The sequence below is a fragment of the Micromonospora sp. CNZ297 genome, from assembly GCF_007827625.1.
In genome coordinates this window covers 237,902-258,733 of record NZ_VISU01000002.1, presented here as the reverse complement: position 1 = coordinate 258,733, position 20,832 = coordinate 237,902, and the positions used below count along the sequence as shown (strand labels likewise).

The following is a 20,832-nucleotide window of genomic DNA, read 5'->3' as shown; positions in this document are numbered from 1 at the left end:
CGAGGTGAGTGGGTTGACTCACCATCTGCGGGGGCGTAGCTTCGGATGGTGAGTCGCTCGACTCACCACCCGTCCCGGGTGGTCGTCCCGTACGTACCGGAGGATCCGATGTCCCGTTTCGCCGATCAGACAGTTCTCGTCACCGGAGGCAGCGGCGGGCAGGGGGCCAGCCACGTCCGCGCCCTGCACGCCGAAGGCGCCAACGTCGTCATCGGTGGCATCGACGCCGACCGTGGCGCCGGCCTCGCCGCCGAGCTGGGACACCGGGCCCTCTCCGTCCGCCTGGACGTCACCCGGGAGGAGTCGTGGGCCGCCGCCGTCGCGGAGACCGAGGAGGCGTTCGGTGCGCTCACGATCCTCGTCAACAACGCCGGGGTGCAGAACCCGCCGGCCGTCATCGAGTCCACCGACCTGGCCACGTGGGCCCGCATCCTCGACGTCAACCTCACCGGCACGTTCCTCGGCATCAGGGCAGCCGCCCCGGCGCTGCGGCGCGCGGGGGGAGGAACGATCGTCAACATCGGCTCCACCACGGGCCTCGGCGGTACCGCCCTCTACGCGCCCTACGTCGCCGGCAAGTGGGCGGTTCGAGGGCTCACCCGGACCGCCGCCCTCGAACTGGGCCGCGACAACATCCGCGTCAACGCGATCCACCCCGGCGTGGTCGCCACCCCGTTCATCACCGAGCCGGCGGCCGGCAGCGACGCCCCGATCGCCGACTTCTACTCGCCCGAGCCGTTCGCCGTCCCGCGACTCGGGCAGCCCACCGACATCACCGCGCTACTGTTGTTCCTCACGTCGCCGGACGCGGCCTTCATCACCGGCGCCGAGTACGTCATCGACGGAGGGCTGCTCCTCGGCCCCGCACTGAAGAACGGCTCTCCGTCCTAACCGGCGGGGTGTTCGGCGCCCCGGGCGATGTTGCGGGCCATGCCGCCGAAGACGACGGCGTGGAAGGGGGCCACCGAGGCCCAGTAGAGGTGGCCGGGCAGGCCGCGCGGGAGGAACACGGCCCGCTGGACGTACCTGCTGCGGCCGTCCCCGTCCGGCTCGGCGCGCATCTCCAGCCAGGCCCGCCCGGGCAGCCGCATCTCGGCGCGCAGCCGCAGCAGCTCACCCGGGACGATCTCCTCGACCCGCCAGAAGTCCAGCGCCTCGCCGACCTGGAGCCGGTGCGGGTCGCGCCGGCCCCGGCGCAGCCCGACGCCGCCGATCAGGCGGTCCATCCAGCCGCGCACCGACCAGGCGAGCGGGAACGAGTACCAGCCGTTCTCGCCGCCGACGCCCTCGATGACCCGCCACAACGCCGCCGGTGGCGCGTCCACCGTCCGCTCCCGCAGATCGGTGTACGCGGTGCCGCCGGACCAGTGCGGATCCGACGGCAGCGGCTCGGCGGGCGCGTCCGGCCCGCTCGCGTTCGACCAGCGCGTCTCCACCTCCGCGTCCCGCACCTTGGTCAGCGCCAGCGCGACCGCCTGGTCGAAGCCGATCAGCCCGTCCGGCGGGTCCGGCACGTACCGGGCGATGTCGTGCTCGTGCGCCACCGCCTCGTGCACCAGGCTCTCCACGAGCGGCCGGGCGATCGCGTTCGGCACCGGCGTGATCAGGCCGACCCAGTGCGAGGAGAGCGACGGGGTGAGCGGACGTACCGGCAGGATGACCCGGCGCCGCAGCCCGGCCACCCGGGCGTACCGCTGCATCATCTCGGAGAACGTCAGCACGTCCGGGCCGCCGATGTCGAAGGCCCGGTTGACGTCGGCCGGCAGGTGCGCGCAGCCGGCCAGGTAGCGCAGCACGTCCCGGACCGCGATCGGCTGGATCCGGTTGCGCACCCAGCGCGGGGTGACCATCGCCGGGAGCCGCTCGGTCAGGTGGCGCAGCATCTCGAACGAGGCCGAACCGGATCCGATGATCACGGCGGCGCGCAGCACCGCAGTGGGCACGCCGCTGTCCAGCAGGATCCGCGCGACCTCTGTCCGGGAGCGCAGGTGCGCCGAGGGCAGGCCGTCGCGCTCCGCCGGCTCCGGCCCGCCGAGATACACGATCCGGCGTACGCCCGCGGCGCGCGCCGCCTCGGCGAAGTTCGTCGCGGCCTCCCGGTCGGCCGCCTCGAACCCGCGCTGGCCCAGCGAGTGGACCAGGTAGTACGCCACCTCCACGCCTGCGAACACGGCCGGCAGCGTCTCCGGCCGGCGGAGGTCGCCCTCGACGACCTCCGCCTCGGCCGCCCACGGCACGTCCCGCAGCCGTCCGGCGGTGCGGGCCAGGCAGCGTACGGTGTGCCCCTCGGCCAGCAGCCGGGGCGCGAGGCGTCCGCCGATGTAGCCGGTCGCACCGGTGACGAGGCATCTCACGGCATCCAGTGTGCGGCTCCGTAGACTCCTTCGCTGTGGAGAACGCGAGGGACACCTTCTGGGGGCCGGACTTTCAGCAGCTCAGTACCGTCGACCCGGAGATCGCCGAGGTGGTGCTGGGTGAGCTGGACCGGCTGCGCGGCGGCCTGCAACTGATCGCCAGCGAGAACCTCACCTCGCCCGCGGTGCTGGCCGCGCTGGGCTCCACGCTCACCAACAAGTACGCCGAGGGCTACCCGGGGCGGCGCTACTACGGCGGCTGCGCCGAGGTGGACCGGGCCGAGGAACTGGCGATCTCCCGGGCGAAGGAGCTGTTCGGCGCCGAGCACGCGAACGTCCAGCCGCACTCCGGGGCGAGCGCCAACCTGGCCGCGTACGCCGCCCTGGTGCAGCCGGGTGACACGGTGCTGGCGATGGACCTGCCGCACGGCGGGCACCTGACCCACGGCAGCCGGGTGAACTTCTCCGGCAAGTGGTTCCACCCGGTCGGCTACACCGTCCGGCGGGACACCGGGACGATCGACTACGACGAGGTACGCGACCTGGCCCGCGCGCACCGGCCGAAGATGATCATCTGCGGCGCGACGGCGTACCCGCGGCTGATCGACTTCGCCCGCTTCCGGGAGATCGCCGACGAGGTCGACGCGTACCTGATGGTGGACGCCGCGCACTTCATCGGCCTGGTGGCCGGCGGCGCGATCCCGTCGCCCGTGCCGTACGCCGACGTGGTCACCGCGACCACCCACAAGGTGCTGCGCGGCCCGCGCGGCGGCATGATCCTCTGCCGGGAGCCGCTGGCGGCCCGGATCGACAAGGCGGTCTTCCCGTTCACCCAGGGCGGCCCGCTGATGCACGCCGTCGCCGCCAAGGCGGTCGCGCTGCGCGAGGCCGCGCAGCCCGAGTTCCGCACGTACGCCGCCCAGGTGGTCACCAACGCCCGCGCGCTCGCCGACGGGCTGGCCGCGGAGGGACTGCCGGCGGTCTCCGGCGGCACCGACACCCACCTGGCCCTGCTCGACCTGCGCGAGACCGGTGTGACCGGCGCCCAGGCCGAGGCCCGCTGCGACGCCGCCGGCATCACGCTGAACAAGAACGCCGTCCCGTACGACCCGCAGCCGCCGGCGGTGGCCTCCGGCATCCGGGTGGGCTCGCCGAGCGTCACCACCCAGGGCATGCGGGAAGGGGAGATGCGCCGGATCGCCACGTTGATCGGTCGGGCGGTGCGGACCGATCCGGAGTCCCCCGGGGGCGGCGACGAGCTGACCCGGATCGCCGCCGACGTGACCGAGCTGGTCACCGAGTTCCCGGCGTACCCCCGTGGCTGAGCCCGGGACGCGCGCGGCGGAGGCGACGGCGGACCGCGGCTGGCGACTGCGCCATCTGCCGGTGCTGCTGGCCGCGGTGGCGGTGCTGGCCGCTGTCGCCGCGGTGGTCGGCGGGGTGTGGCGCGGCGCGGACGGCGCGCTCGGCGCGGCGGCCGGGGTGGCCGTCACGGCTGCGAGCTACACGCTCACCACAGTGGTGCTTGCCTGGGCGGACTCGAAGGATCCGCAGCTCGTGCTGCCGTTCGGGCTGGGCCTCTACGTCGCCAAGATCACCGCGCTCGGCGGGGTGATGGTGCTGGTGGCCTCGACCGGCTGGCCGGGACTGATCCCGTTCTGTTTCGGCATCGCCGCGGGCGTGGTGGTCTGGACCGGCGTGCACGTCTGGTGGCTCACGACCGTCCATGCCCGACGGATGCTGCGCTGAGCCGTCCCACCCTTCGGGCGACGCGTGGTTCTGTCCGCGATCGGTCATTCTCTCAGTGGCGGGGGAGGAGTACCGTTCCTCCAGACGACTTCGCCCGCCCGTGTCCCACACAACCAGGTTGTGCGGGGGGTGAGGCACAACCTCTTCTGCTCGACTGATATCGTTCGCCCCGTCATGGCCGGTGACCAGAAACCCCCCAACACTGGCGGCTCGGGCGACGTTCCGTCCGGTGCCGGTCAGGGTTGGACCGCGCTCTCATACCTCATCGGGGGCATGCTCGTCTGGGGTTTCATCGGCTGGCTGGTCGACCGTTGGCTCGACACCGGCGGCATCGCCACCGGTATCGGGGTCGTGCTCGGCATGGCCGGGGGGATCATCCTGGTCGTCCGCCGACTTGGCACGCCTACTTAGGAAGGGACGCGGTGTTCGGACAGGCGAACGTCCTGGCTCAGGGCCAGGCGGAATTCCCACCGAGCGTGGGGGACTTCTACCTGCCCAGCATCCTGCCCTGGGGTGCGGAGAACTCGTACTGGTTCACCAAGATCACGGCGATGGTGTGGATCGCCGTCGGCGTGCTGATCATCTTCTTCCTGGCCACGTACCGGAAGCCGCAGCTGGTCCCCACCAAGAAGCAGTGGCTGGCCGAGTCGATCTACGGCTTCGTGCGCAACAACATCGCCGTGGACATGATCGGTCACGCGGGAGTGCGGTTCGCGCCGTACTTCACCACGCTCTTCTGCTTCATCCTGCTGACGAACTTCTTCGCGATCGTGCCGTTCTTCCAGATCTCGCCGAACTCGCACATCGCCTTCCCGGCCTTCCTCGCCGTGATCAGCTACGTGATGTTCAACTACGTCGGCATCCGGCACCACGGCTTCGTGAAGTACTTCAAGAACGCTCTGGTCCCGCCGGCGCCCTGGTTCATCCTGCCGCTGCTGATCCCGATCGAGCTGTTCTCGACCTTCATCGTCCGGCCGTTCTCGCTGGCCGTCCGTCTCTTCGCGAACATGTTCGCCGGCCACATGCTCCTGCTGGTCTTCACGCTCGGCGGGTTCGCCATGATCAGCGCCAACGCCTGGCTGGCACCGGTCTCGGTGCTGTCCTGGACGATGACTGTGGCGCTGACCTTCCTCGAGTTCCTGGTGATCTGTCTGCAGGCGTACGTCTTCACGGTGCTGACCGCCAGCTACGTGCAGGGCGCCCTCGCCGACGAGCACTGATCCGATCTTTCGCACCAACCGTTGTCGTCCCGCGTGACCGTCACGCGTGATAACCAGGAGGAACCAACCAATGGACATCTACGCCGCGGTAGAGGGCAGCACCGCCGCCATCGGCTACGGTCTCGCGGCCATCGGCCCGGGCATCGGCGTGGGCCTGGTCTTCTCGGCCTACATCCAGTCGACCGCCCGCCAGCCGGAGTCGTCCCGGATGACCCTGCCGTACGTCTGGATCGGCTTCGCCGTCATCGAGGCCCTCGCGCTGCTGGGTATCGCCTTCGGCTTCATCTGGCAGGGCAACCTCTAATTCGGCCCTGAGACCGGGAGGTTTCCGATGTACTTCCTCGCCGCTGAGGGTGGTGAGACGACCCACAACCCGATCATCCCTGTCTGGCAGGAGATCGTGGTCGGTGGGATCGCCTTCATCGTGCTCTGCTTCGTGCTGATGAAGTTCGTCTTCCCGCGCATGGAGCAGACGTTCCAGGCCCGGGTCGACGCGATCGAGGGCGGCATCAAGCGCGCCGAGGCCGCGCAGGCCGAGGCGAACCAGCTGCTCGAGCAGTACCGGGCCCAGCTCGCCGAGGCGCGTACCGACGCCGCCAAGATCCGGGACGACGCCCGGGCCGACGCCGAGGGCATCCGCCAGGACATCCTCGCCAAGGCGCGCGAGGAGTCCGACCGGATCATCGCCGCCGGCAAGGAGCAGCTCGCCGCGGAGCGGGCCACCATCGTGCGCGAGCTGCGCACCGAGGTCGGCACCATCGCGGTGGACCTGGCCAGCAAGATCGTCGGTGAGTCGCTGGCCGACGAGGCGCGTCGCAAGGGCACCGTCGACCGGTTCCTGAGCGGTCTCGAGAGCACGGGGGCCCGCTGATGCAGGCCGCCAGCCGGGAGTCGTACTCCGCCGGGGCCGAGCGCCTCGACGCGTACGCCCGCGGCGCGGAGCCGTCGGCGGTGGCCTCCACCGCCGACGACATCCTCTCCGTCGCCGACCTGCTGCGGCGCGAGCCGCGGCTGCGCCGGGCGCTGGCCGACCCGGCGCGCTCGGGTGAGGACCGCGCGGCTCTGCTCACCGGGATCCTGGGCGGGAAGGTCGGCGCGGACGCGCTCGACCTGCTCACCACGCTGGTCTCCGGTCGCTGGTCGGCCCCGTCGGAGCTGCTCGACGGCGTCGAGCGGATCGGCGTGGAGGCGCTCCTCGCGAGCGCCGACTCGACCGGCGATCTGGGCGAGGTCGAGGACGAGCTGTTCCGCTTCGGGAAGGTCGTCTCCGGTTCCGGCGAGCTGTCCAACGCGCTCTCCGACCCGATGGCCCCGGTGCAGCGGCGGGCCGAACTGGCCCAGCAGCTGCTGGCCGGCAAGGCCCGGCCGGTCACCGTCCGCCTCGTCGAGGCCGCGCTCGCCGGCTTCGGGGGACGCTCCTTCACCGGTGCGCTCACCCGGCTGGTCGAGCTGGCCGCCGACCGGCGGGACCGTCAGGTCGCGTACGTGACCGTGGCGGCTCCGCTGAACGACGAGGAGGAGCGACGCCTCGGCGCCCGCCTCTCCCAGATGTACGGTCGGGAGGTCTCCGTCAAGCAGACGGTCGACCCCGACGTGCTCGGCGGAGTGCGCGTGCGGGTCGGATCCGACCTGTACGACGGGACCGTCCTGCGCCGCCTCAACGAGACCCGCAACGCGCTCGCGAAGCGCTGACCAGCGTCTTAGCAGCCCTGATTCGACGCCATCGGACCGGTCGGTACTAGGTATCCCGGGCCCCTGATACTTAAGGAAGCAGAGGATGGCCGAGCTGACCATCTCGACGGAGGAGATCCGCGGCGCCCTGGAGCGCTACGTCTCCTCCTACACGGCCGACGTCTCCCGCGAGGAGGTCGGCACCGTCGCCGACGCCGGTGACGGCATCGCCCACGTCGAGGGTCTCCCCTCGACCATGACCAACGAGCTCCTGGAGTTCGAGGACGGCACGCTCGGCGTGGCGCTGAACCTCGACGTCCGGGAGATCGGTGTCGTCGTCCTCGGTGACTTCGGCGGGATCGAAGAGGGTCAGCGCGTCAAGCGCACCGGCCGGGTGCTCTCCGTGCCCGTCGGCGACGCGTTCCTCGGCCGCGTGGTGAACGCGCTCGGCGAGCCGATCGACGGCCTCGGCGACATCGCCAACGAGGGCTTCCGCGAGCTGGAGCTCCAGGCCCCGAACGTGATGTCCCGCAAGTCGGTCGACGAGCCGCTGCAGACGGGCATCAAGGCCGTCGACGCGATGACCCCGATCGGCCGTGGCCAGCGCCAGCTGATCATCGGTGACCGCAAGACCGGCAAGACCACTGTCGCCCTGGACACCATCCTCAACCAGCGCGAGAACTGGCGCTCCGGCGACCCGAAGAAGCAGGTCCGCTGCATCTACGTCGCGATCGGCCAGAAGGCCTCCACCATCGCCTCCATCAAGGGGACGCTGGAGGAGGCGGGCGCGATGGAGTACACCACCATCGTCGCCTCCCCGGCCTCCGACCCGGCCGGCTTCAAGTACCTCGCCCCCTACACCGGCTCGTCCATCGGGCAGCACTGGATGTACGGCGGCAAGCACGTCCTGATCGTCTTCGACGACCTGAGCAAGCAGGCCGAGGCGTACCGCGCCGTGTCGCTGCTGCTGCGCCGCCCGCCGGGCCGCGAGGCCTACCCGGGTGACGTCTTCTACCTGCACTCGCGTCTGCTGGAGCGCTGCGCCAAGCTCTCCGACGAGCTGGGCGGCGGCTCGATGACCGGTCTGCCGATCATCGAGACCAAGGCGAACGACATCTCGGCGTTCATCCCGACCAACGTCATCTCCATCACCGACGGCCAGATCTTCCTCGAGACCGACCTGTTCAACCAGGGCGTCCGGCCGGCCATCAACGTCGGCACCTCGGTCTCCCGGGTCGGTGGCGCCGCGCAGGTGAAGCCGATGAAGAAGGTCGCCGGCTCGCTGCGGCTGAACCTGGCCCAGTACCGCGAGCTGGAGGCGTTCGCCGCCTTCGCCTCCGACCTGGACCGGGCCTCCCGCGCCCAGCTGGACCGGGGTTCCCGCCTGGTCGAGCTGCTCAAGCAGCCGAACTACTCGCCGTACCCGGTGCAGGAGCAGGTCGTCTCCGTCTGGGCCGGCACCGAGGGCAAGCTGGACGACGTCCCGGTCGGCGAGGTCCGCCGCTTCGAGTCCGAGTTCCTCCAGTACCTCCGCCACAAGCACGAGGGCGTCCTGGCCGGAATCGCCGACAACAAGTGGGACGACGAGATCATCTCCTCGCTCGACTCCGCGATCAGTGAGTTCAAGCAGGTCTTCCTGGGCAAGGAGGACGAGGTCCGGGTCAACGACGCGCCGGCCAAGCCGCTGGAGGGCGAGGAGACCCGCGAGACGGTGACCCGCTTCCGCGACGGCACCACCGACCGCCCGGCCGAGAGCTGATCCGATGGCCGCCCAGGTACGCGTTCTCCGGCAGCGGATCCGTTCCGCCAAGGGGATGAAGAAGATCACCAAGGCGATGGAGCTCGTCGCGACGAGCCGCATCGCCAAGGCCCAGGCCAAGGTGGCGGCCTCGCTGCCGTACGCCGAGGCGATCACCGGCGTGCTGACGGCGCTGGCCTCGAACGCGCGGATCGACCACCCGCTGCTCACCCCGCGCGAGCGGGTGCGGCGGGCGGGCGTCCTGCTGGTCACCGCCGACCGGGGCCTGGCCGGTGGCTACAGCTCGAACGCGATCCGGACCGCCGAGTCGCTGATCGCCCGCCTGCGTGCCGACGGCAAGGAGCCCGTGCTCTACGTCATCGGCCGCAAGGGCGTGGCGTTCTACCGGTTCCGCAACCGGCAGATCGCCGCCAGCTGGACGGGTTTCTCCGAGCAGCCGTCGTTCGAGGACGCCCGCGAGGTCGGTGAGACGCTGATCAAGGCGTTCACCGCCGGCGCGGACGACACCGACAACGAGGCCGGCGCCGACGGGATCCTCGGCGTGGACGAGCTGCACATCGTCTACACCGAGTTCAAGTCCCTGATGACGCAGAACCCGGTGACCCGGATCGTCGGTCCGATGCAGGTCGAGGACCGGCCCCGGTCCGAGGGCCTGCTGCCGGCGTACGAGTTCGAGCCGGAGCCGGAGTCGCTGCTCGACGCCCTGCTGCCGAAGTACATCAACACGCGGATCTTCGCGGCGTTGCTGGAGTCGGCGGCCAGTGAGTCGGCCGCCCGTCGGCGGGCGATGAAGAGCGCCACCGACAACGCCGAAGAGATGATCGAGAAGTACACGCGTGAGATGAACTCGGCTCGTCAGGCCGGCATCACCCAGGAGATCAGTGAGATCGTCGGCGGCGCGAACGCGCTGGCCGCGTCGGGAAGTGAAGTGTGATGACTGTATCCGCAGTTGAGACCAAGACGGCCACGGGTCGCGTGGTCCGGGTCATCGGCCCGGTCGTCGACGCCGAGTTCCCGCGCGACGCCATGCCGGGGCTGTTCAACGCCCTGCACGTCGACGTGACCCTCTCCGGCGGTGAGAAGACGCTGACCCTGGAGGTCGCCCAGCACCTGGGTGACAACCTGATCCGCGCCATCTCGATGCAGCCGACCGACGGCCTGGTCCGCGGCACCGAGGTGCGCGACACCGGCGCGCCGATCAGCGTGCCGGTGGGCGACGCGGTCAAGGGCCACGTGTTCAACGCGATCGGCGAGTGCCTCAACCTCACCGAGGGCGAGACCATCCAGGCCGACGACCGGTGGGGCATCCACCGCAAGGCCCCGGCCTTCGCCGACCTGGAGCCGAAGACCGAGATGCTGGAGACCGGCATCAAGGTCATCGACCTGCTCGCCCCGTACGTCAAGGGCGGCAAGATCGGCCTGTTCGGCGGCGCGGGCGTGGGCAAGACGGTGCTCATCCAGGAGATGATCACCCGTGTCGCCCGCAACTTCGGTGGTACCTCGGTCTTCGCCGGCGTGGGTGAGCGCACCCGCGAGGGCAACGACCTCATCGCCGAGATGACCGAGTCGGGCGTCATCGACAAGACCGCGCTGGTCTACGGCCAGATGGACGAGCCGCCGGGCACCCGCCTGCGGGTCGCGCTGTCCGCGCTGACCATGGCGGAGTACTTCCGTGACGTGAAGAAGCAGGAGGTGCTGCTCTTCATCGACAACATCTTCCGCTTCACCCAGGCCGGTTCCGAGGTCTCCACGCTGCTCGGCCGCATGCCGAGCGCCGTGGGTTACCAGCCGACCCTGGCCGACGAGATGGGCGAGCTCCAGGAGCGGATCACCTCCGTCCGGGGCCAGGCCATCACCTCGATGCAGGCGATCTACGTGCCCGCCGACGACTACACCGACCCGGCGCCGGCCACCACGTTCGCCCACCTCGACGCGACCACCAACCTGGAGCGGTCGATCTCCGACAAGGGCATCTACCCGGCCGTGGACCCGCTGGCGTCCTCGTCCCGGATCCTCGCCCCGGAGTTCGTCGGCGAGGAGCACTTCGCCGTCGCCACCGAGGTGAAGCGGATCCTGCAGCGCTACAAGGACCTGCAGGACATCATCGCCATCCTCGGTATCGAGGAGCTCTCCGAGGAGGACAAGCTCACCGTCGGCCGCGCCCGCCGGATCGAGCGGTTCCTCTCGCAGAACACGTACGCGGCGGAGCAGTTCACCGGCGTGCCCGGCTCGACGGTCCCGATCGCCGAGACCATCGACGCCTTCCGCCGGATCAGCGAGGGGGAGTTCGACCACTTCCCGGAGCAGGCGTTCTTCATGTGCGGCGGCCTGGACGACCTGCGGGCCAAGGCCAAGGAGCTGATGGGCGAGGAGGGCTGAGAGCCCGCTCACACCCACGAGGGCCGTCCCGGTGAAAGCCGGGGCGGCCTTCGCCTTTTCCGGGCACTGCACTACCAGATGCCCGGTTCTCCGGCAAGCAGTTCGCCGGATCGCGCGGTACCGTTCCTGACACGACTTCACATCCGGCCGTTGATCTCTGCAACCAAACGGACCCCCGCGCCCGTCTTCCTACCCGTGGGCGCGACGATTGGAGATGCTCGTGGGCGGTAAGGGCGGCGCGGATCGCGGGAAGCGGTCCATGTGGCGCGGCGTGCCCCGGTGGGCCCGCGTCTGCACGATCCTGGGCATCGTCATGGTGGTGCTCAGCGGCTCCGTGCTGATCGGCTCGCGCGCCCTCGTCGCCCGCTACGAGGGATCGGTGGGCAAGGCCGACCTCTTCGGTGACCAGGCCGCCGGCGCCAACGAGAAGAAGAGCGACATCAAGGGCCCGCTCAACATCCTGCTCGTCGGCGTGGACCCCCGGACCGCGACCGCCCGCCCGCTCGCCGACTCGATCATGGTCCTGCACGTGCCCGCCACCATGGACCGCGGCTACCTCTTCTCGCTGCCGCGTGACCTGCGGGTAGACATCCCGGAGTTCCCCAAGGCCGACTACTCGGGCGCCAACGACCGGCTCAACGCGGCCATGTCGCACGGCAGCAACGTGCCGGGGCAGAACCCCAGCACCCCGCAGGGCTTCGAGCTGCTCGCCAACACCGTGCAGGAGGTCACCGGCATCAAGCGCTTCGACGCCGGTGCGATCATCAACTTCAGCGGGTTCAAGAAGATCGTCGACGCCATGGGCGGCGTCGACATGTACATCGAGCGGGAGGTGCGCTCGGAGCACCTCCAGCCGGACGGCACGCCGCGCCAGCTCAAGCCCGGCGGTGGTGGCTACCTCGGGCCGCAGGCCGTGTACAAGAAGGGCAACGCCCACCTCAAGGGCTGGCAGGCGCTGGACTACGTCCGGCAGCGCTACCCGAAGAACGGCGTGCCGGACGCCGACTACGGCCGGCAGCGGCACCAGCAGCAGTTCGTCAAGGCGATGGTGAGCCAGGCGTTCAGCGCCGACGTGGTGGCCAACCCGGTCAAGCTGGACCGGGTGCTGCGCGCCGCCGGGAAGTCGCTGGTGTTCAACGGCCGCGGCAACAGCGTGGTCGACTTCGGGCTGGCCCTGAAGGACATCCGGCCCGAGGCGATCGAGACGATCAAGCTGCCGGGCGGCCCGATCGGGACCGGCAGCAACTACCGGGGTGAGCAACTGCTCGAACCGGCGGAGGACTTCTTCACCGCCCTGCGTACCGAACAGCTCGACGCATTCCTGCTGGAGCACCCCGACTTCAAGCAGAAGACCAAGTAGCCTGAGCGGGTGCGGGACCGTGGTGGTCCGGCTCTCACCACCCGCGTTGGGTGGGCTGCGGGGTCGCGACTAGACTTTCGGCAATCCGCCGCCGCAGCAAGGAGACAGCGTGGCACAGCAGCTTCACGTCGAGCTCGTAGCCGTCGAGGAGAAGGTCTGGACCGGCGAGGCCGAGATGGTCGTCGCCCGGACGACCGAGGGTGAGCTCGGTGTGCTGCCTGGGCACGCACCGCTGCTCGGCCAGCTCGCCGAACCCAGCCAGGTACGCATCAAGCAGGCCGGTGGCCAGCAGATCGCGTACGACGTGGCCGGCGGCTTCCTGTCGGTGACCGGTGAGGGCGTCACAGTCCTCGCCGAGAGCGCAACCCCCGCCACCCCGGCCCGCTGAGCCGACCCGCCGATGGAGATCGTCGAAGGGATCGGAATCGGCGTCGCGATCGTCGTCGTCGCGCTTCTGATCCTCTTCATCCGGCGGGCCCTGTTCACGCGTAGCGGTGGCATCATCCGGCTGAGCGTCCGGGTCAACACGATCCTCGACGGTCGTGGCTGGTCACCCGGGTTCGGTCGCTTCGTGGGCGACGAACTCCGCTGGTACCGCATGTTCAGCTTCGCGCTGCGCCCCAAGCGGGTGCTCTCCCGCAAGGGGCTGGCGGTCGAGCGCCGCCGGCTGCCCGAGGGGCAGGAGCGCATGTCGATGCCCGCCGAGTGGGTGATCCTGCGCTGTACCAGCCACCACGCGCCGATCGAGATCGCCATGGCGCGATCCACGGTCACCGGATTCCTGTCCTGGCTCGAGGCCGCCCCACCCGGGGCGGCCTCGCCGCGTCTGGCCTCCCAGGACTGGCCCGCCGCCTGACCCTCACCCCAACACCCCGTCAACGGGTCACGGGGGTCGTGCCGGGTCGCCGCCGCTGACGCCGATCTTGGAGTTGTGGCGCCGGGAAATGCCCGGTTCGCGCCGTTAGTGAGGCACCACAACTCCAAGATCGCCGCACCCTTCCCGGCACCTCCCGCGATCTTGCACTTTGGTGCCCGGCAAACCTCGCAAATGAGACGCCCAGAGGGCTCGAACTGCAAGATCGCGCGGGTGGTCGTGCGGGCGACCCGATTGGCGTCGCGCCCCCGCACCGAGCCAGCCCCGCTCGGGCCAGCCCCGCTCGGGCCAGCCCTGCCCTGGGTCAGCCCGCTCCGGGTCAGCCCTGCCTGGTTCGGGTCGATCATGAAGTTAGCGGTGTTTGGTGTCCGGTTTGTCGGCGTCAACTTCATGATCGACGGCGCGGGGGCGGGTGCGTGTGGTGCGATCCGTGCTGACCTGGGCGGGGGTGTCTGGTTCGGGGGTGGTGGGTGGCACTCTGAGGGTGGAATCGCGGGCGGGTGGGTGGCGTTGTAACCGGGTGAACGACCGAGCGTCGGCGGCGCGCCCTGCGAGCGGGGCGGTGTCCGCAAGCCTGGGAATCATCCTGGCCGGCTGGTCGTTGAACACGGTTCCGACGACGTGACCCCCGCGCCTGCTCTCCGGTGGCGTGTGGCGCCTCCGGGAATGGTGGCGGGTGGTGGGTCGTTGAACATGCTTCCGGCGCCGCGACGAGGCCCCCCTGCCCTCGCGAGCAGCCGGATCCCCCGAAGACTTTCTTGAGCGCCTGACGGTGCCCACGCATCCCCGTCCCCCTGCGGGGTGTGTCTACCCCCGAATGGAGCCCCCCATGAACACGATTCTGCGTAAGAGCATTCTGGGTGTTGCTGGTCTGGCTTTCACCGGTGGCGTGTTCGCCGGCCCGGTGGCCGCTCACGCGGCGGAGACCACGCACGTGGCGAAGCCGGTCAGTGTGAGCGTGCAGGGTGACAAGCTGATCCCGCACGGCGTGCAGGGCAACCAGTCGCGCATCGACCTGAACGACGAGCAGACCGCCAACGTCAAGGCCATCATCGCCGCCACCAAGAAGGCCGGCATGGACGAGCGTGCCGCCGTCGTCTCCATCGCCACGGCGCTGCAGGAGTCGAAGCTGGAGAACCTCGGCCACCTCGGTGACCGTAACGACCACGACTCGCAGGGCCTGTTCCAGCAGCGCCCGTCCAGTGGTTGGGGAACGGTGGAGCAGATCACCGACCCGGAGTACTCCACGACGGCGTTCCTGAAGGGTCTGAAGCAGGTCGACGGCTGGCAGGACATGCCCCTGACCAAGGCCGCCCAGACCGTCCAGGTGTCGGCCTACCCGGACCACTACGCCCAGTGGGAGCAGCAGGCCGCCGACCTCGTCGCCCAGCACTGGAACAGCTAAGACCAACAAGCAAGACCAAGCTGAAGGCCGGCACCCCGAACCAACGGGGTGCCGGCCTTCTCACGTCTCCGCGACCAACTCGACCTCGTACCCCTGCCCGTCGGTGAGGTAGGCGGCGTAGCTGTCCGGGCCACCCGCGTGTGGGTGCCGGTCCGGGAACAGCAGCGTCCAGCCGTACTCTCCAGCGGCAGCGACCAGGCGTTCGACGGCGGCCGGCGGGCCGGCGTGGAAGGCCAGGTGGTTCAGGCCGGGCGCGCACCTGTCGTGGGTGCGGCCGGTGAGCGCGGGTGACTCCTCCAGCACGACGTATGTGGCGCCGAGCCGCCAGGAGCGGCCGGCGGGCCAGTCCTGGTACGGCGTCCAGCCCAGTTCGCCGAGAAGCCAGCCCCAGGAACGACTGGCCGCTGCCAGGTCGGGTACCCACACCTCCACGTGATGGAGGCCGCCGATGGTCAGCGCTTCCCGCCCGGCACCCATAGCACGTCGCCGTCCGGATTTGCCGTTCTTGACAGGATAAAGAGCAAATCGGAGAGCCGGTTGAGATACTTTGCCGGGAGGGGACTGGTCCGATCGGGGTCGTGTGTGACCAGCGCCCATGCCGCACGCTCGGCGCGCCGGGCGGTCGTCCGTGCCACGTGCAGCAGTGCCGCGCCCGCGGTGCCGCCGGGGAGGATGAAGGAGTCGAGCTTGCTCAGGCGCGCGTTGTACTCGTCGCACCAGCCCTCGAGGCGCTCGACGTACTCCTCGGTCACCCGCAGCGGCGGGTACTTCGGATCCGGCTCCACAGGCGTCGCCAGGTCCGCGCCGACGTCGAACATGTCGTTCTGCACGGATTCCAGCACGGCCCGCAGCTCGTCCGGGAGCTGCCCCAGGGCGAGCGCGACGCCGATCGAGGCGTTGCACTCGTCCACGTCCGCGTACGCGGCGATGCGCGGATCGGTCTTCGGCACCTGCTCGTTGTTGCTCAGCCTGGTCATGCCGGCGTCGCCGGCCTTGGTGTAGATGCGCGTGAGGTGGACGGCCATGACGCACAGCCTACGGATACCGGACCTGACCATCCCGGCCCGGCCGAGCCCGGTGGGGCCGGGGGACGCGGGAGATCCGGCGGTCAACGACGTCGACGTCATCCGGGTACGCGGTGACGCCCGGCTCGCCGGCACCGTGCACGTGGTGGGTGCGAAGAACTCCGCGCTGAAGCTGATGGCCGCCGCGCTGCTCGCGCCCGGCCGCAGCCTGATCACCAACGTGCCCCGGATCACCGACATCGCGATCATGGGCGAGGTGCTGCGGCGGCTCGGTTGCGGCGTACGGTTCGGGCCGGACGACCCGGTCGACCCGATGGTGGCGCACGGCGGTGTGGAGCGGTCCCGGTCGGTGCTCATCGACGTGCCGGAGCGGCCCGGCGCGGAAGCCGACTACGACCTGGTGCGGCGGCTGCGCGCGTCGATCTGCGTACTCGGCCCGCTGCTGGCCCGCCGGGGGTACGTCCGGGTGGCCCACCCGGGCGGCGACGCCATCGGCTCGCGCGGTCTGGACATGCACATCGCCGGGCTGGCCCGGATGGGCGCGGAGATCTCCGGTGAGCACGGCTTCGTCATCGCCGAGGCGCCGGGCGGGCTGCACGGCGCCGACATCGTGCTGGACTTCCCGAGCGTGGGCGCGACCGAGAACCTGGTCATGGCGGCGGTGCTGGCCCGGGGCGCCACGACGATCGACAACGCGGCCCGGGAGCCGGAGATCGTCGACATCTGCACGATGCTGAACCGGATGGGCGCGCGGATCGAGGGGGCCGGCACGTCGACGCTGCACATCGTCGGCGTACCCGAGCTGCGGCCGGTCCGGCACGCCACGGTGGGGGACCGGATCGTGGCCGGCACGTGGGCGTTCGCCGCCGCGATGACCCGCGGCGACGTGACGGTGACCGGCCTGGACCCGGCGTACCTGGAGGTCGCGCTGGACAAGCTGGTCGCGGCCGGCGGCCTGGTGGAGACGCGAGGCGACGCCTTCCGGGTACGCATGGACGACCGCCCGAGGGCGGTCGACGTGGTCACGCTGCCCTACCCGGGCTTCGCCACCGACCTGCTGCCGATGGCGATCGGGCTGGCGGCGGTCAGCGAGGGCGGCTCGCTGATCACCGAGAACATCTTCGACGGCCGGTTCATGTTCGCCAACGAGATGATGCGGCTGGGCGCGGAGATCCGTACCGACGGTCACCACGCCCTGGTGTGCGGCCGGGAGCGGCTGTCCGGCGCCCCGGTACGCGCCACCGACATCCGGGCCGGTGCCGGCCTGATCATCGCCGGGCTCTGCGCCGACGGCCTCACCGAGGTCTCGCACGTGCACCACGTCGACAGGGGCTATCCGGACTTCGTGGCCGACCTGCGGGCGCTCGGCGTCGAGGTGGAGCGCGGCACCGCGCCGGAGGAGCCGGACCTGGCCATCTGACGGCCGGGGCTTATCCCTCGTTAAGTAGGGTTCTCCCAGACGTTGCAGAACACGGCGAGGGAGAAGCAGATGGCGGGTCGACTCGCGGTCGTCGGTGCCGGGCTGATGGGCTCGGGCATCGCCCAGGTGGCGGCGCAGGCGGGCTGGCAGGTGACGCTGCGCGACATCGACGACGCGGCCACGAAGCGCGGTGTGGACGGCATCCGGAAGTCGCTGACGAAGTTCGCCGAGAAGGGCAAGATCGAGGCGTCCGACGTCGAGGCGACGCTGGGCCGGATCACCCCGACCACCGACCTGGAGGCCGCCGCCGACGCGGACATCGTGGTCGAGGCGGTCTTCGAGAAGATCGAGATCAAGCACGAGGTGTTCCGCGCGCTCGACAAGATCTGCAAGGCGGACGCGGTGCTCGCCACCAACACGTCGGCCATCCCGGTGACCCAGATCGCCACCGCCACCGAGCGCCCGGAGTCGGTCGTCGGCACGCACTTCTTCTCGCCGGTGCCGATGATGAAGCTCTGCGAGTTGGTACGCGGCTACAAGACCAGCGACGCGACCATGGAGACGGTCAAGTCGTTCGCCGAGGAGATCGGCAAGACCGTCGTGGTGGTCAACCGGGACATCGCCGGCTTCGTCACCACCCGGCTGATCTGCGCGCTGGCGATGGAGGCGGTCAAGCTCGTCGAGTCCGGCGTGATCTCCGCCGAGGACCTGGACACCGCCTGCAAGCTGGGCTTCGGCCACGCCATGGGCCCGCTCGCGACGGTCGACCTGACCGGCGTGGACGTGCTGCTCAACGCCACCCGCAACATCTACACCGACACCGCCGACGAGAAGTTCTTCCCGCCGGAGCTGCTCCAGCGCATGGCGACCGCCGGCGACCTGGGCCGCAAGACCGGCCAGGGCTTCTACTCGTACTGACCAACCCGTCCCGCCCCCGGCCCGCGCGGCCGGGGGCGGTTCACGTGCGGTGCCGGTTCACGTCCGGGGCGGGTTGAGCGCGGCGCCGATCAGCGCGAACGCGTCCGGGATGACTGTGCCCCAGTAGCCGAAGTTGTGCCGCCCGTCGGCCCAGGCGGCGCGTACCGGCTCCTCGGGCAGCGCCCGGGCCAGCGCGCGCACGTCCTTCAGGAAATTGTCCTGCCGCCCGCACCAGAGCCCGACCGGGGTGCCGCGCAGCCTCTCCACGCCGGTGAAGACCGCGTCGCCGGCGCTGACCGCGGGGGAGAAGGCCGCGGTCATCCGCAGCCACTTCGGGTACGTCTCGGCGAGCAGCAACGCGCCGAAGCCGCCCATCGACCAGCCCCACACGGCCAGCCGGCTGCTGTCGAACCCGCGCCGGGCGCACCAGGTGGGCACCTCCTCGCGCACCATCCGCTGCGGGTCGTCGTCACCGGCGGCGCGCCAGGACAGCCGCCCGCCGGTGGCGCCCGCGAGCGCGAACGGTGGGGCGCCGCGGCGTACCGCGTCGGTGAGGAAGCGGGCCAGCCCGAACCGGCCGTAGTCGCGCGGGGTGGCCGATGCGCCGTGCAGCACCAGGCAGACGGGCAGGCCGCGGCCGTCGCCGTACCCGTCGGGCACGGCCGTCCAGAAGTCCACCTCGCGGCCGCGCGCGCCGGACGCGATGCGGATGAGCCGTTCGTCGCCGGCCGGCGCGTCCGGCAGGGCCGGTGCCGGTCCCGGGCGAGGGCCGGAGAGCTGCCGGGCGGCCAGGCCGCCGACCACCGCGGCGCCGGCCACGCCGGCGGCGGCGCCGAGCAGGGTACGCCGGGTCAGCGTCGATGCCATGCCGGCGAGTGTGCCACCGCGAGGCGCGCGTTAAGAAGGGGCCCTTCCTCTACCGCAGGCGTTAAGAGGGGGCCCTTCCTTACACCTCAGCCGTCGCGCTTGGTGGTCCAGCGGAACGTGGTCAGGCAGAGCACCAGGCCGATGACGCACCACGCGCCCAGCACCAGCGCGACGGTGCCCAGCTCGAACGAGCCGCCCGGCTCCCGGGCGCCGAAGCTGTCCGGCAGGAAGACCGAGCGCAGCCCCTGGCACATCCACTTGAGCGGGAAGATCGCCGCGACCTGCTGCATCCAGGTGGGCAGGCTGGTGAAGACGAAGAACACGCCGGAGATGAACTGGAGCACCAGCGCGACCGGGGTGACCACGGCCGAGCCGCTGCGGGCGGTGCGGGCCAGCGACGAGATGGCGATACCGCACAGCGTGCAGGCGGTGACGCCGAGGACAGCGACCCAGGCGAACGTCAGCCACTTGCCGGTGGTCTGCGGCAGTTGCAGGTCGAACATCGCCACCGAGACGGCGAGCAGCAGCGCGGTCTCGGCGATGCCGATGACCACCACCATGATCACCTTGCCGGCGAACCAGACCCATTTCGGCATCGGCGTGCCGCGGTAGCGCTTGAGCACGCCCCGGTCCCGCTCGATCGGGATCCAGATGCCGAGGTTCTGGAAGCTCACGGTCATCAGGCCGGTCGCGATCATGCCGGTGATGAAGTACTGGGTGTAGCTGACCCCGGGCGCGATCTCGTCGCTGAAGATCGCCGCGAAGATCAGGATCATGATGATCGGGAAGCCCATCGTGAACACGACGGACTCCCGGCTGCGCAGGAACTGGGTGATCTCCAGCCGCCCCTGACGCAGTGCCAGCGCGCCCGCCCCGGACCGCCGGGCGGAGGTGGCGGCGACCGGGGCCGCCGGCTTCGTCGTGGTGGTCATGAGTGTCCGATCATCCGCAGGTAGACGTCTTCCAGGGTCGGCCGGGTCACCGTCAGGCCGGGCACCTCGCCGCCGAAGCGCGCGGCCAGGTCGGCCACCAGCGCCGTCGGCGTCGCGGTCTCCGCCGAGGCCGGCGTCCCGTCGGGGGTACGCCAGGAGACGGTCGCGAGCGACTCCTGCCGGTTGCCCAGCGCGTTCGGCGGGGCGACCTCGATCACCCGTCCGGCGGCGATCACGCCGACCCGGTCGGCGAGCGCCTCGGCCTCGTCCAGGTAGTGGGTGGTGAGCACGATCGTGGTGCCCGCGGCGGACAGGTCCCGGATCAGCTCCCAGAACTCGCGCCGGGCCTCCGGGTCGAAGCCGGTGGTCGGCTCGTCGAGGAAGAGCAGCTCGGGGCGGCCGATGATGCCCAGCGCCACGTCGAGGCGGCGCTTCTGCCCGCCGGAGAGCGTGTGCGTACGCGCCTTGGCCTTGGCCCCCAGCCCGACCCGCTCGACCACCTTGTCCGGGTCGTCGGCGTCGGGATAGAAGCCGGAGAAGTGGCGGACCACCTCGCCGACTGTGAGCTCGTCGAACTCGCCGGTGCCCTGGAGCACGATGCCGACGCGGGAGCGCCAGCCGGCGTCGGGGTGGGCGGGGTCGGCGCCGAGGACGCGTACCTCGCCGGCGTCGCGCTGCCGGTAGCCCTCCAGGATCTCGACCGTGGTGGTCTTGCCGGCGCCGTTGGGACCGAGCAGAGCGAACACCTCGCCCCGGCGGACGTCCAGGTCCACCGACGCGACCGCGACGTTGTCGCCGTACGCCTTGCGCAGCCCTCGCACGGAAATCGCGAGCTCGTTCTCCATGACGTCAAGTGTGCGTCGTGCGGTCGCCCGTTCCACTGCCGGGTCAGCTATATA

Annotated in this window: 23 protein-coding genes; 17 read left to right on the top strand and 6 right to left on the bottom strand. The window is 70.6% G+C overall.

Annotated elements, in window-relative coordinates; all coding sequences use genetic code 11:
• Positions 1–48: 48 nt before the first annotated feature.
• Positions 49–891 carry an SDR family NAD(P)-dependent oxidoreductase gene (locus tag FB454_RS04650; RefSeq protein ID WP_244879674.1) on the top strand — a complete coding sequence of 281 codons (843 nt, stop codon included), beginning with the start codon at positions 49–51 and terminating at the stop codon, positions 889–891.
• Here FB454_RS04650 and FB454_RS04645 read toward each other — a convergent pair.
• Positions 888–2,354 carry an SDR family oxidoreductase gene (locus tag FB454_RS04645; protein WP_013288263.1) on the bottom strand — a complete coding sequence of 489 codons (1,467 nt, stop codon included), beginning with the start codon at positions 2,352–2,354 and terminating at the stop codon, positions 888–890. The two genes, FB454_RS04650 and FB454_RS04645, sit on opposite strands and share 4 nt — an antisense overlap.
• 35 nt (positions 2,355–2,389) lie before the next feature.
• On the opposite strand from FB454_RS04645, the gene FB454_RS04640 reads away from it, so the two are divergent.
• The 14 genes from FB454_RS04640 to FB454_RS04575 all read left to right on the top strand — a co-directional run bounded on the left by FB454_RS04640 (position 2,390) and on the right by FB454_RS04575 (position 14,771).
• Positions 2,390–3,679, top strand: a complete 1,290-nt coding sequence (locus FB454_RS04640; RefSeq protein WP_030271779.1) for a serine hydroxymethyltransferase — start codon at positions 2,390–2,392, stop codon at positions 3,677–3,679.
• On the top strand, positions 3,672–4,103 hold the full coding sequence (locus tag FB454_RS04635; protein ID WP_013288261.1) for a Cg1360 family ATP-synthase-associated protein: 432 nt from the start codon (positions 3,672–3,674) through the stop codon (positions 4,101–4,103). The genes FB454_RS04640 and FB454_RS04635 overlap by 8 nt, the downstream gene beginning before the upstream one ends.
• A gap of 174 nt (positions 4,104–4,277) precedes the next feature.
• Positions 4,278–4,514, top strand: coding sequence for an AtpZ/AtpI family protein (locus tag FB454_RS04630; protein ID WP_013288260.1), 237 nt, complete (start codon positions 4,278–4,280; stop codon positions 4,512–4,514).
• A gap of 11 nt (positions 4,515–4,525) precedes the next feature.
• On the top strand, positions 4,526–5,323 hold the full coding sequence (gene atpB, locus FB454_RS04625; protein ID WP_013288259.1) for a F0F1 ATP synthase subunit A: 798 nt from the start codon (positions 4,526–4,528) through the stop codon (positions 5,321–5,323).
• A gap of 70 nt (positions 5,324–5,393) precedes the next feature.
• Positions 5,394–5,627 (top strand): ATP synthase F0 subunit C, encoded by a 234-nt coding sequence (locus FB454_RS04620; protein WP_013288258.1) that lies wholly within the window; start codon positions 5,394–5,396, stop codon positions 5,625–5,627.
• Between the two features lie 27 nt (positions 5,628–5,654).
• Positions 5,655–6,194, top strand: coding sequence for a F0F1 ATP synthase subunit B (locus FB454_RS04615; RefSeq protein ID WP_013288257.1), 540 nt, complete (start codon positions 5,655–5,657; stop codon positions 6,192–6,194).
• Entirely contained in the window at positions 6,194–7,015 is an 822-nt protein-coding gene (locus tag FB454_RS04610; RefSeq protein ID WP_013288256.1) for a F0F1 ATP synthase subunit delta, read from the top strand. Before FB454_RS04615 ends, FB454_RS04610 begins: the two co-directional genes overlap by 1 nt.
• Before the next feature lie 85 nt (positions 7,016–7,100).
• Positions 7,101–8,753 (top strand): F0F1 ATP synthase subunit alpha, encoded by a 1,653-nt coding sequence (gene atpA / locus FB454_RS04605; protein ID WP_013288255.1) that lies wholly within the window; start codon positions 7,101–7,103, stop codon positions 8,751–8,753.
• 4 nt (positions 8,754–8,757) lie between these two features.
• Positions 8,758–9,687 carry a F0F1 ATP synthase subunit gamma gene (locus FB454_RS04600; RefSeq protein ID WP_013288254.1) on the top strand — a complete coding sequence of 310 codons (930 nt, stop codon included), beginning with the start codon at positions 8,758–8,760 and terminating at the stop codon, positions 9,685–9,687.
• On the top strand, positions 9,687–11,132 hold the full coding sequence (atpD, locus tag FB454_RS04595; RefSeq protein WP_013288253.1) for a F0F1 ATP synthase subunit beta: 1,446 nt from the start codon (positions 9,687–9,689) through the stop codon (positions 11,130–11,132). Before FB454_RS04600 ends, atpD begins: the two co-directional genes overlap by 1 nt.
• 214 nt (positions 11,133–11,346) lie before the next feature.
• Positions 11,347–12,492 (top strand): LCP family protein, encoded by a 1,146-nt coding sequence (locus tag FB454_RS04590; RefSeq protein ID WP_041799109.1) that lies wholly within the window; start codon positions 11,347–11,349, stop codon positions 12,490–12,492.
• A 109-nt stretch (positions 12,493–12,601) separates the two neighbouring features.
• The gene (locus FB454_RS04585) at positions 12,602–12,880 is read left to right on the top strand and encodes a F0F1 ATP synthase subunit epsilon (protein WP_013288251.1); all 279 of its coding nucleotides are present in this window, start codon (positions 12,602–12,604) and stop codon (positions 12,878–12,880) included.
• A 12-nt stretch (positions 12,881–12,892) separates the two neighbouring features.
• Positions 12,893–13,348, top strand: a complete 456-nt coding sequence (locus FB454_RS04580) for a DUF2550 domain-containing protein (protein WP_013288250.1) — start codon at positions 12,893–12,895, stop codon at positions 13,346–13,348.
• An 847-nt stretch (positions 13,349–14,195) separates the two neighbouring features.
• Entirely contained in the window at positions 14,196–14,771 is a 576-nt protein-coding gene (locus tag FB454_RS04575; protein ID WP_013288249.1) for a hypothetical protein, read from the top strand.
• A gap of 60 nt (positions 14,772–14,831) precedes the next feature.
• On the opposite strand, the gene FB454_RS04570 is transcribed toward FB454_RS04575, so the two are convergent.
• Positions 14,832–15,248, bottom strand: coding sequence for a VOC family protein (locus tag FB454_RS04570; RefSeq protein WP_013288248.1), 417 nt, complete (start codon positions 15,246–15,248; stop codon positions 14,832–14,834).
• The gene (locus FB454_RS04565; protein WP_013288247.1) at positions 15,224–15,796 is read right to left on the bottom strand and encodes a cob(I)yrinic acid a,c-diamide adenosyltransferase; all 573 of its coding nucleotides are present in this window, start codon (positions 15,794–15,796) and stop codon (positions 15,224–15,226) included. The genes FB454_RS04570 and FB454_RS04565 overlap by 25 nt, the downstream gene beginning before the upstream one ends.
• Between FB454_RS04565 and murA the strand changes: the two genes are divergently transcribed.
• On the top strand, positions 15,795–17,216 hold the full coding sequence (gene murA / locus FB454_RS04560) for a UDP-N-acetylglucosamine 1-carboxyvinyltransferase (protein ID WP_030271442.1): 1,422 nt from the start codon (positions 15,795–15,797) through the stop codon (positions 17,214–17,216). The genes FB454_RS04565 and murA overlap by 2 nt on opposite strands.
• A gap of 69 nt (positions 17,217–17,285) precedes the next feature.
• Complete coding sequence (locus FB454_RS04555; protein WP_013288245.1) at positions 17,286–18,134, top strand: 3-hydroxyacyl-CoA dehydrogenase family protein; 849 nt, start codon at positions 17,286–17,288, stop codon at positions 18,132–18,134.
• A 57-nt stretch (positions 18,135–18,191) separates the two neighbouring features.
• On the opposite strand, the gene FB454_RS04550 is transcribed toward FB454_RS04555, so the two are convergent.
• From FB454_RS04550 to FB454_RS04540, 3 genes are all read right to left on the bottom strand, one after another.
• Positions 18,192–19,001: an alpha/beta hydrolase gene (locus tag FB454_RS04550; protein WP_013288244.1), complete on the bottom strand. Its 810-nt coding sequence runs from the start codon at positions 18,999–19,001 to the stop codon at positions 18,192–18,194.
• A gap of 86 nt (positions 19,002–19,087) precedes the next feature.
• Positions 19,088–19,933 carry an ABC transporter permease gene (locus FB454_RS04545; protein ID WP_013288243.1) on the bottom strand — a complete coding sequence of 282 codons (846 nt, stop codon included), beginning with the start codon at positions 19,931–19,933 and terminating at the stop codon, positions 19,088–19,090.
• The gene (locus FB454_RS04540) at positions 19,930–20,778 is read right to left on the bottom strand and encodes an ABC transporter ATP-binding protein (RefSeq protein ID WP_013288242.1); all 849 of its coding nucleotides are present in this window, start codon (positions 20,776–20,778) and stop codon (positions 19,930–19,932) included. The genes FB454_RS04545 and FB454_RS04540 overlap by 4 nt, the downstream gene beginning before the upstream one ends.
• Positions 20,779–20,832 lie beyond the last annotated feature (54 nt).

Coding starts and splice junctions, on each gene's coding strand:
- FB454_RS04630 (WP_013288260.1), top strand. CDS start 4,278: ATGGCCGGTGACCAGAAACCCCCCAACACTGGCGGCTCGGGCGACGTT.
- FB454_RS04620 (WP_013288258.1), top strand. CDS start 5,394: ATGGACATCTACGCCGCGGTAGAGGGCAGCACCGCCGCCATCGGCTAC.
- FB454_RS04615 (WP_013288257.1), top strand. CDS start 5,655: ATGTACTTCCTCGCCGCTGAGGGTGGTGAGACGACCCACAACCCGATC.
- FB454_RS04610 (WP_013288256.1), top strand. CDS start 6,194: ATGCAGGCCGCCAGCCGGGAGTCGTACTCCGCCGGGGCCGAGCGCCTC.
- atpA (WP_013288255.1), top strand. CDS start 7,101: ATGGCCGAGCTGACCATCTCGACGGAGGAGATCCGCGGCGCCCTGGAG.
- FB454_RS04600 (WP_013288254.1), top strand. CDS start 8,758: ATGGCCGCCCAGGTACGCGTTCTCCGGCAGCGGATCCGTTCCGCCAAG.
- atpD (WP_013288253.1), top strand. CDS start 9,687: ATGACTGTATCCGCAGTTGAGACCAAGACGGCCACGGGTCGCGTGGTC.
- FB454_RS04590 (WP_041799109.1), top strand. CDS start 11,347: ATGCTCGTGGGCGGTAAGGGCGGCGCGGATCGCGGGAAGCGGTCCATG.
- FB454_RS04580 (WP_013288250.1), top strand. CDS start 12,893: ATGGAGATCGTCGAAGGGATCGGAATCGGCGTCGCGATCGTCGTCGTC.
- FB454_RS04575 (WP_013288249.1), top strand. CDS start 14,196: ATGAACACGATTCTGCGTAAGAGCATTCTGGGTGTTGCTGGTCTGGCT.
- FB454_RS04570 (WP_013288248.1), bottom strand. CDS start 15,248: ATGGGTGCCGGGCGGGAAGCGCTGACCATCGGCGGCCTCCATCACGTG.
- murA (WP_030271442.1), top strand. CDS start 15,795: ATGACGCACAGCCTACGGATACCGGACCTGACCATCCCGGCCCGGCCG.
- FB454_RS04565 (WP_013288247.1), bottom strand. CDS start 15,796: ATGGCCGTCCACCTCACGCGCATCTACACCAAGGCCGGCGACGCCGGC.
- FB454_RS04555 (WP_013288245.1), top strand. CDS start 17,286: ATGGCGGGTCGACTCGCGGTCGTCGGTGCCGGGCTGATGGGCTCGGGC.
- FB454_RS04550 (WP_013288244.1), bottom strand. CDS start 19,001: ATGGCATCGACGCTGACCCGGCGTACCCTGCTCGGCGCCGCCGCCGGC.
- FB454_RS04545 (WP_013288243.1), bottom strand. CDS start 19,933: ATGACCACCACGACGAAGCCGGCGGCCCCGGTCGCCGCCACCTCCGCC.
- FB454_RS04540 (WP_013288242.1), bottom strand. CDS start 20,778: ATGGAGAACGAGCTCGCGATTTCCGTGCGAGGGCTGCGCAAGGCGTAC.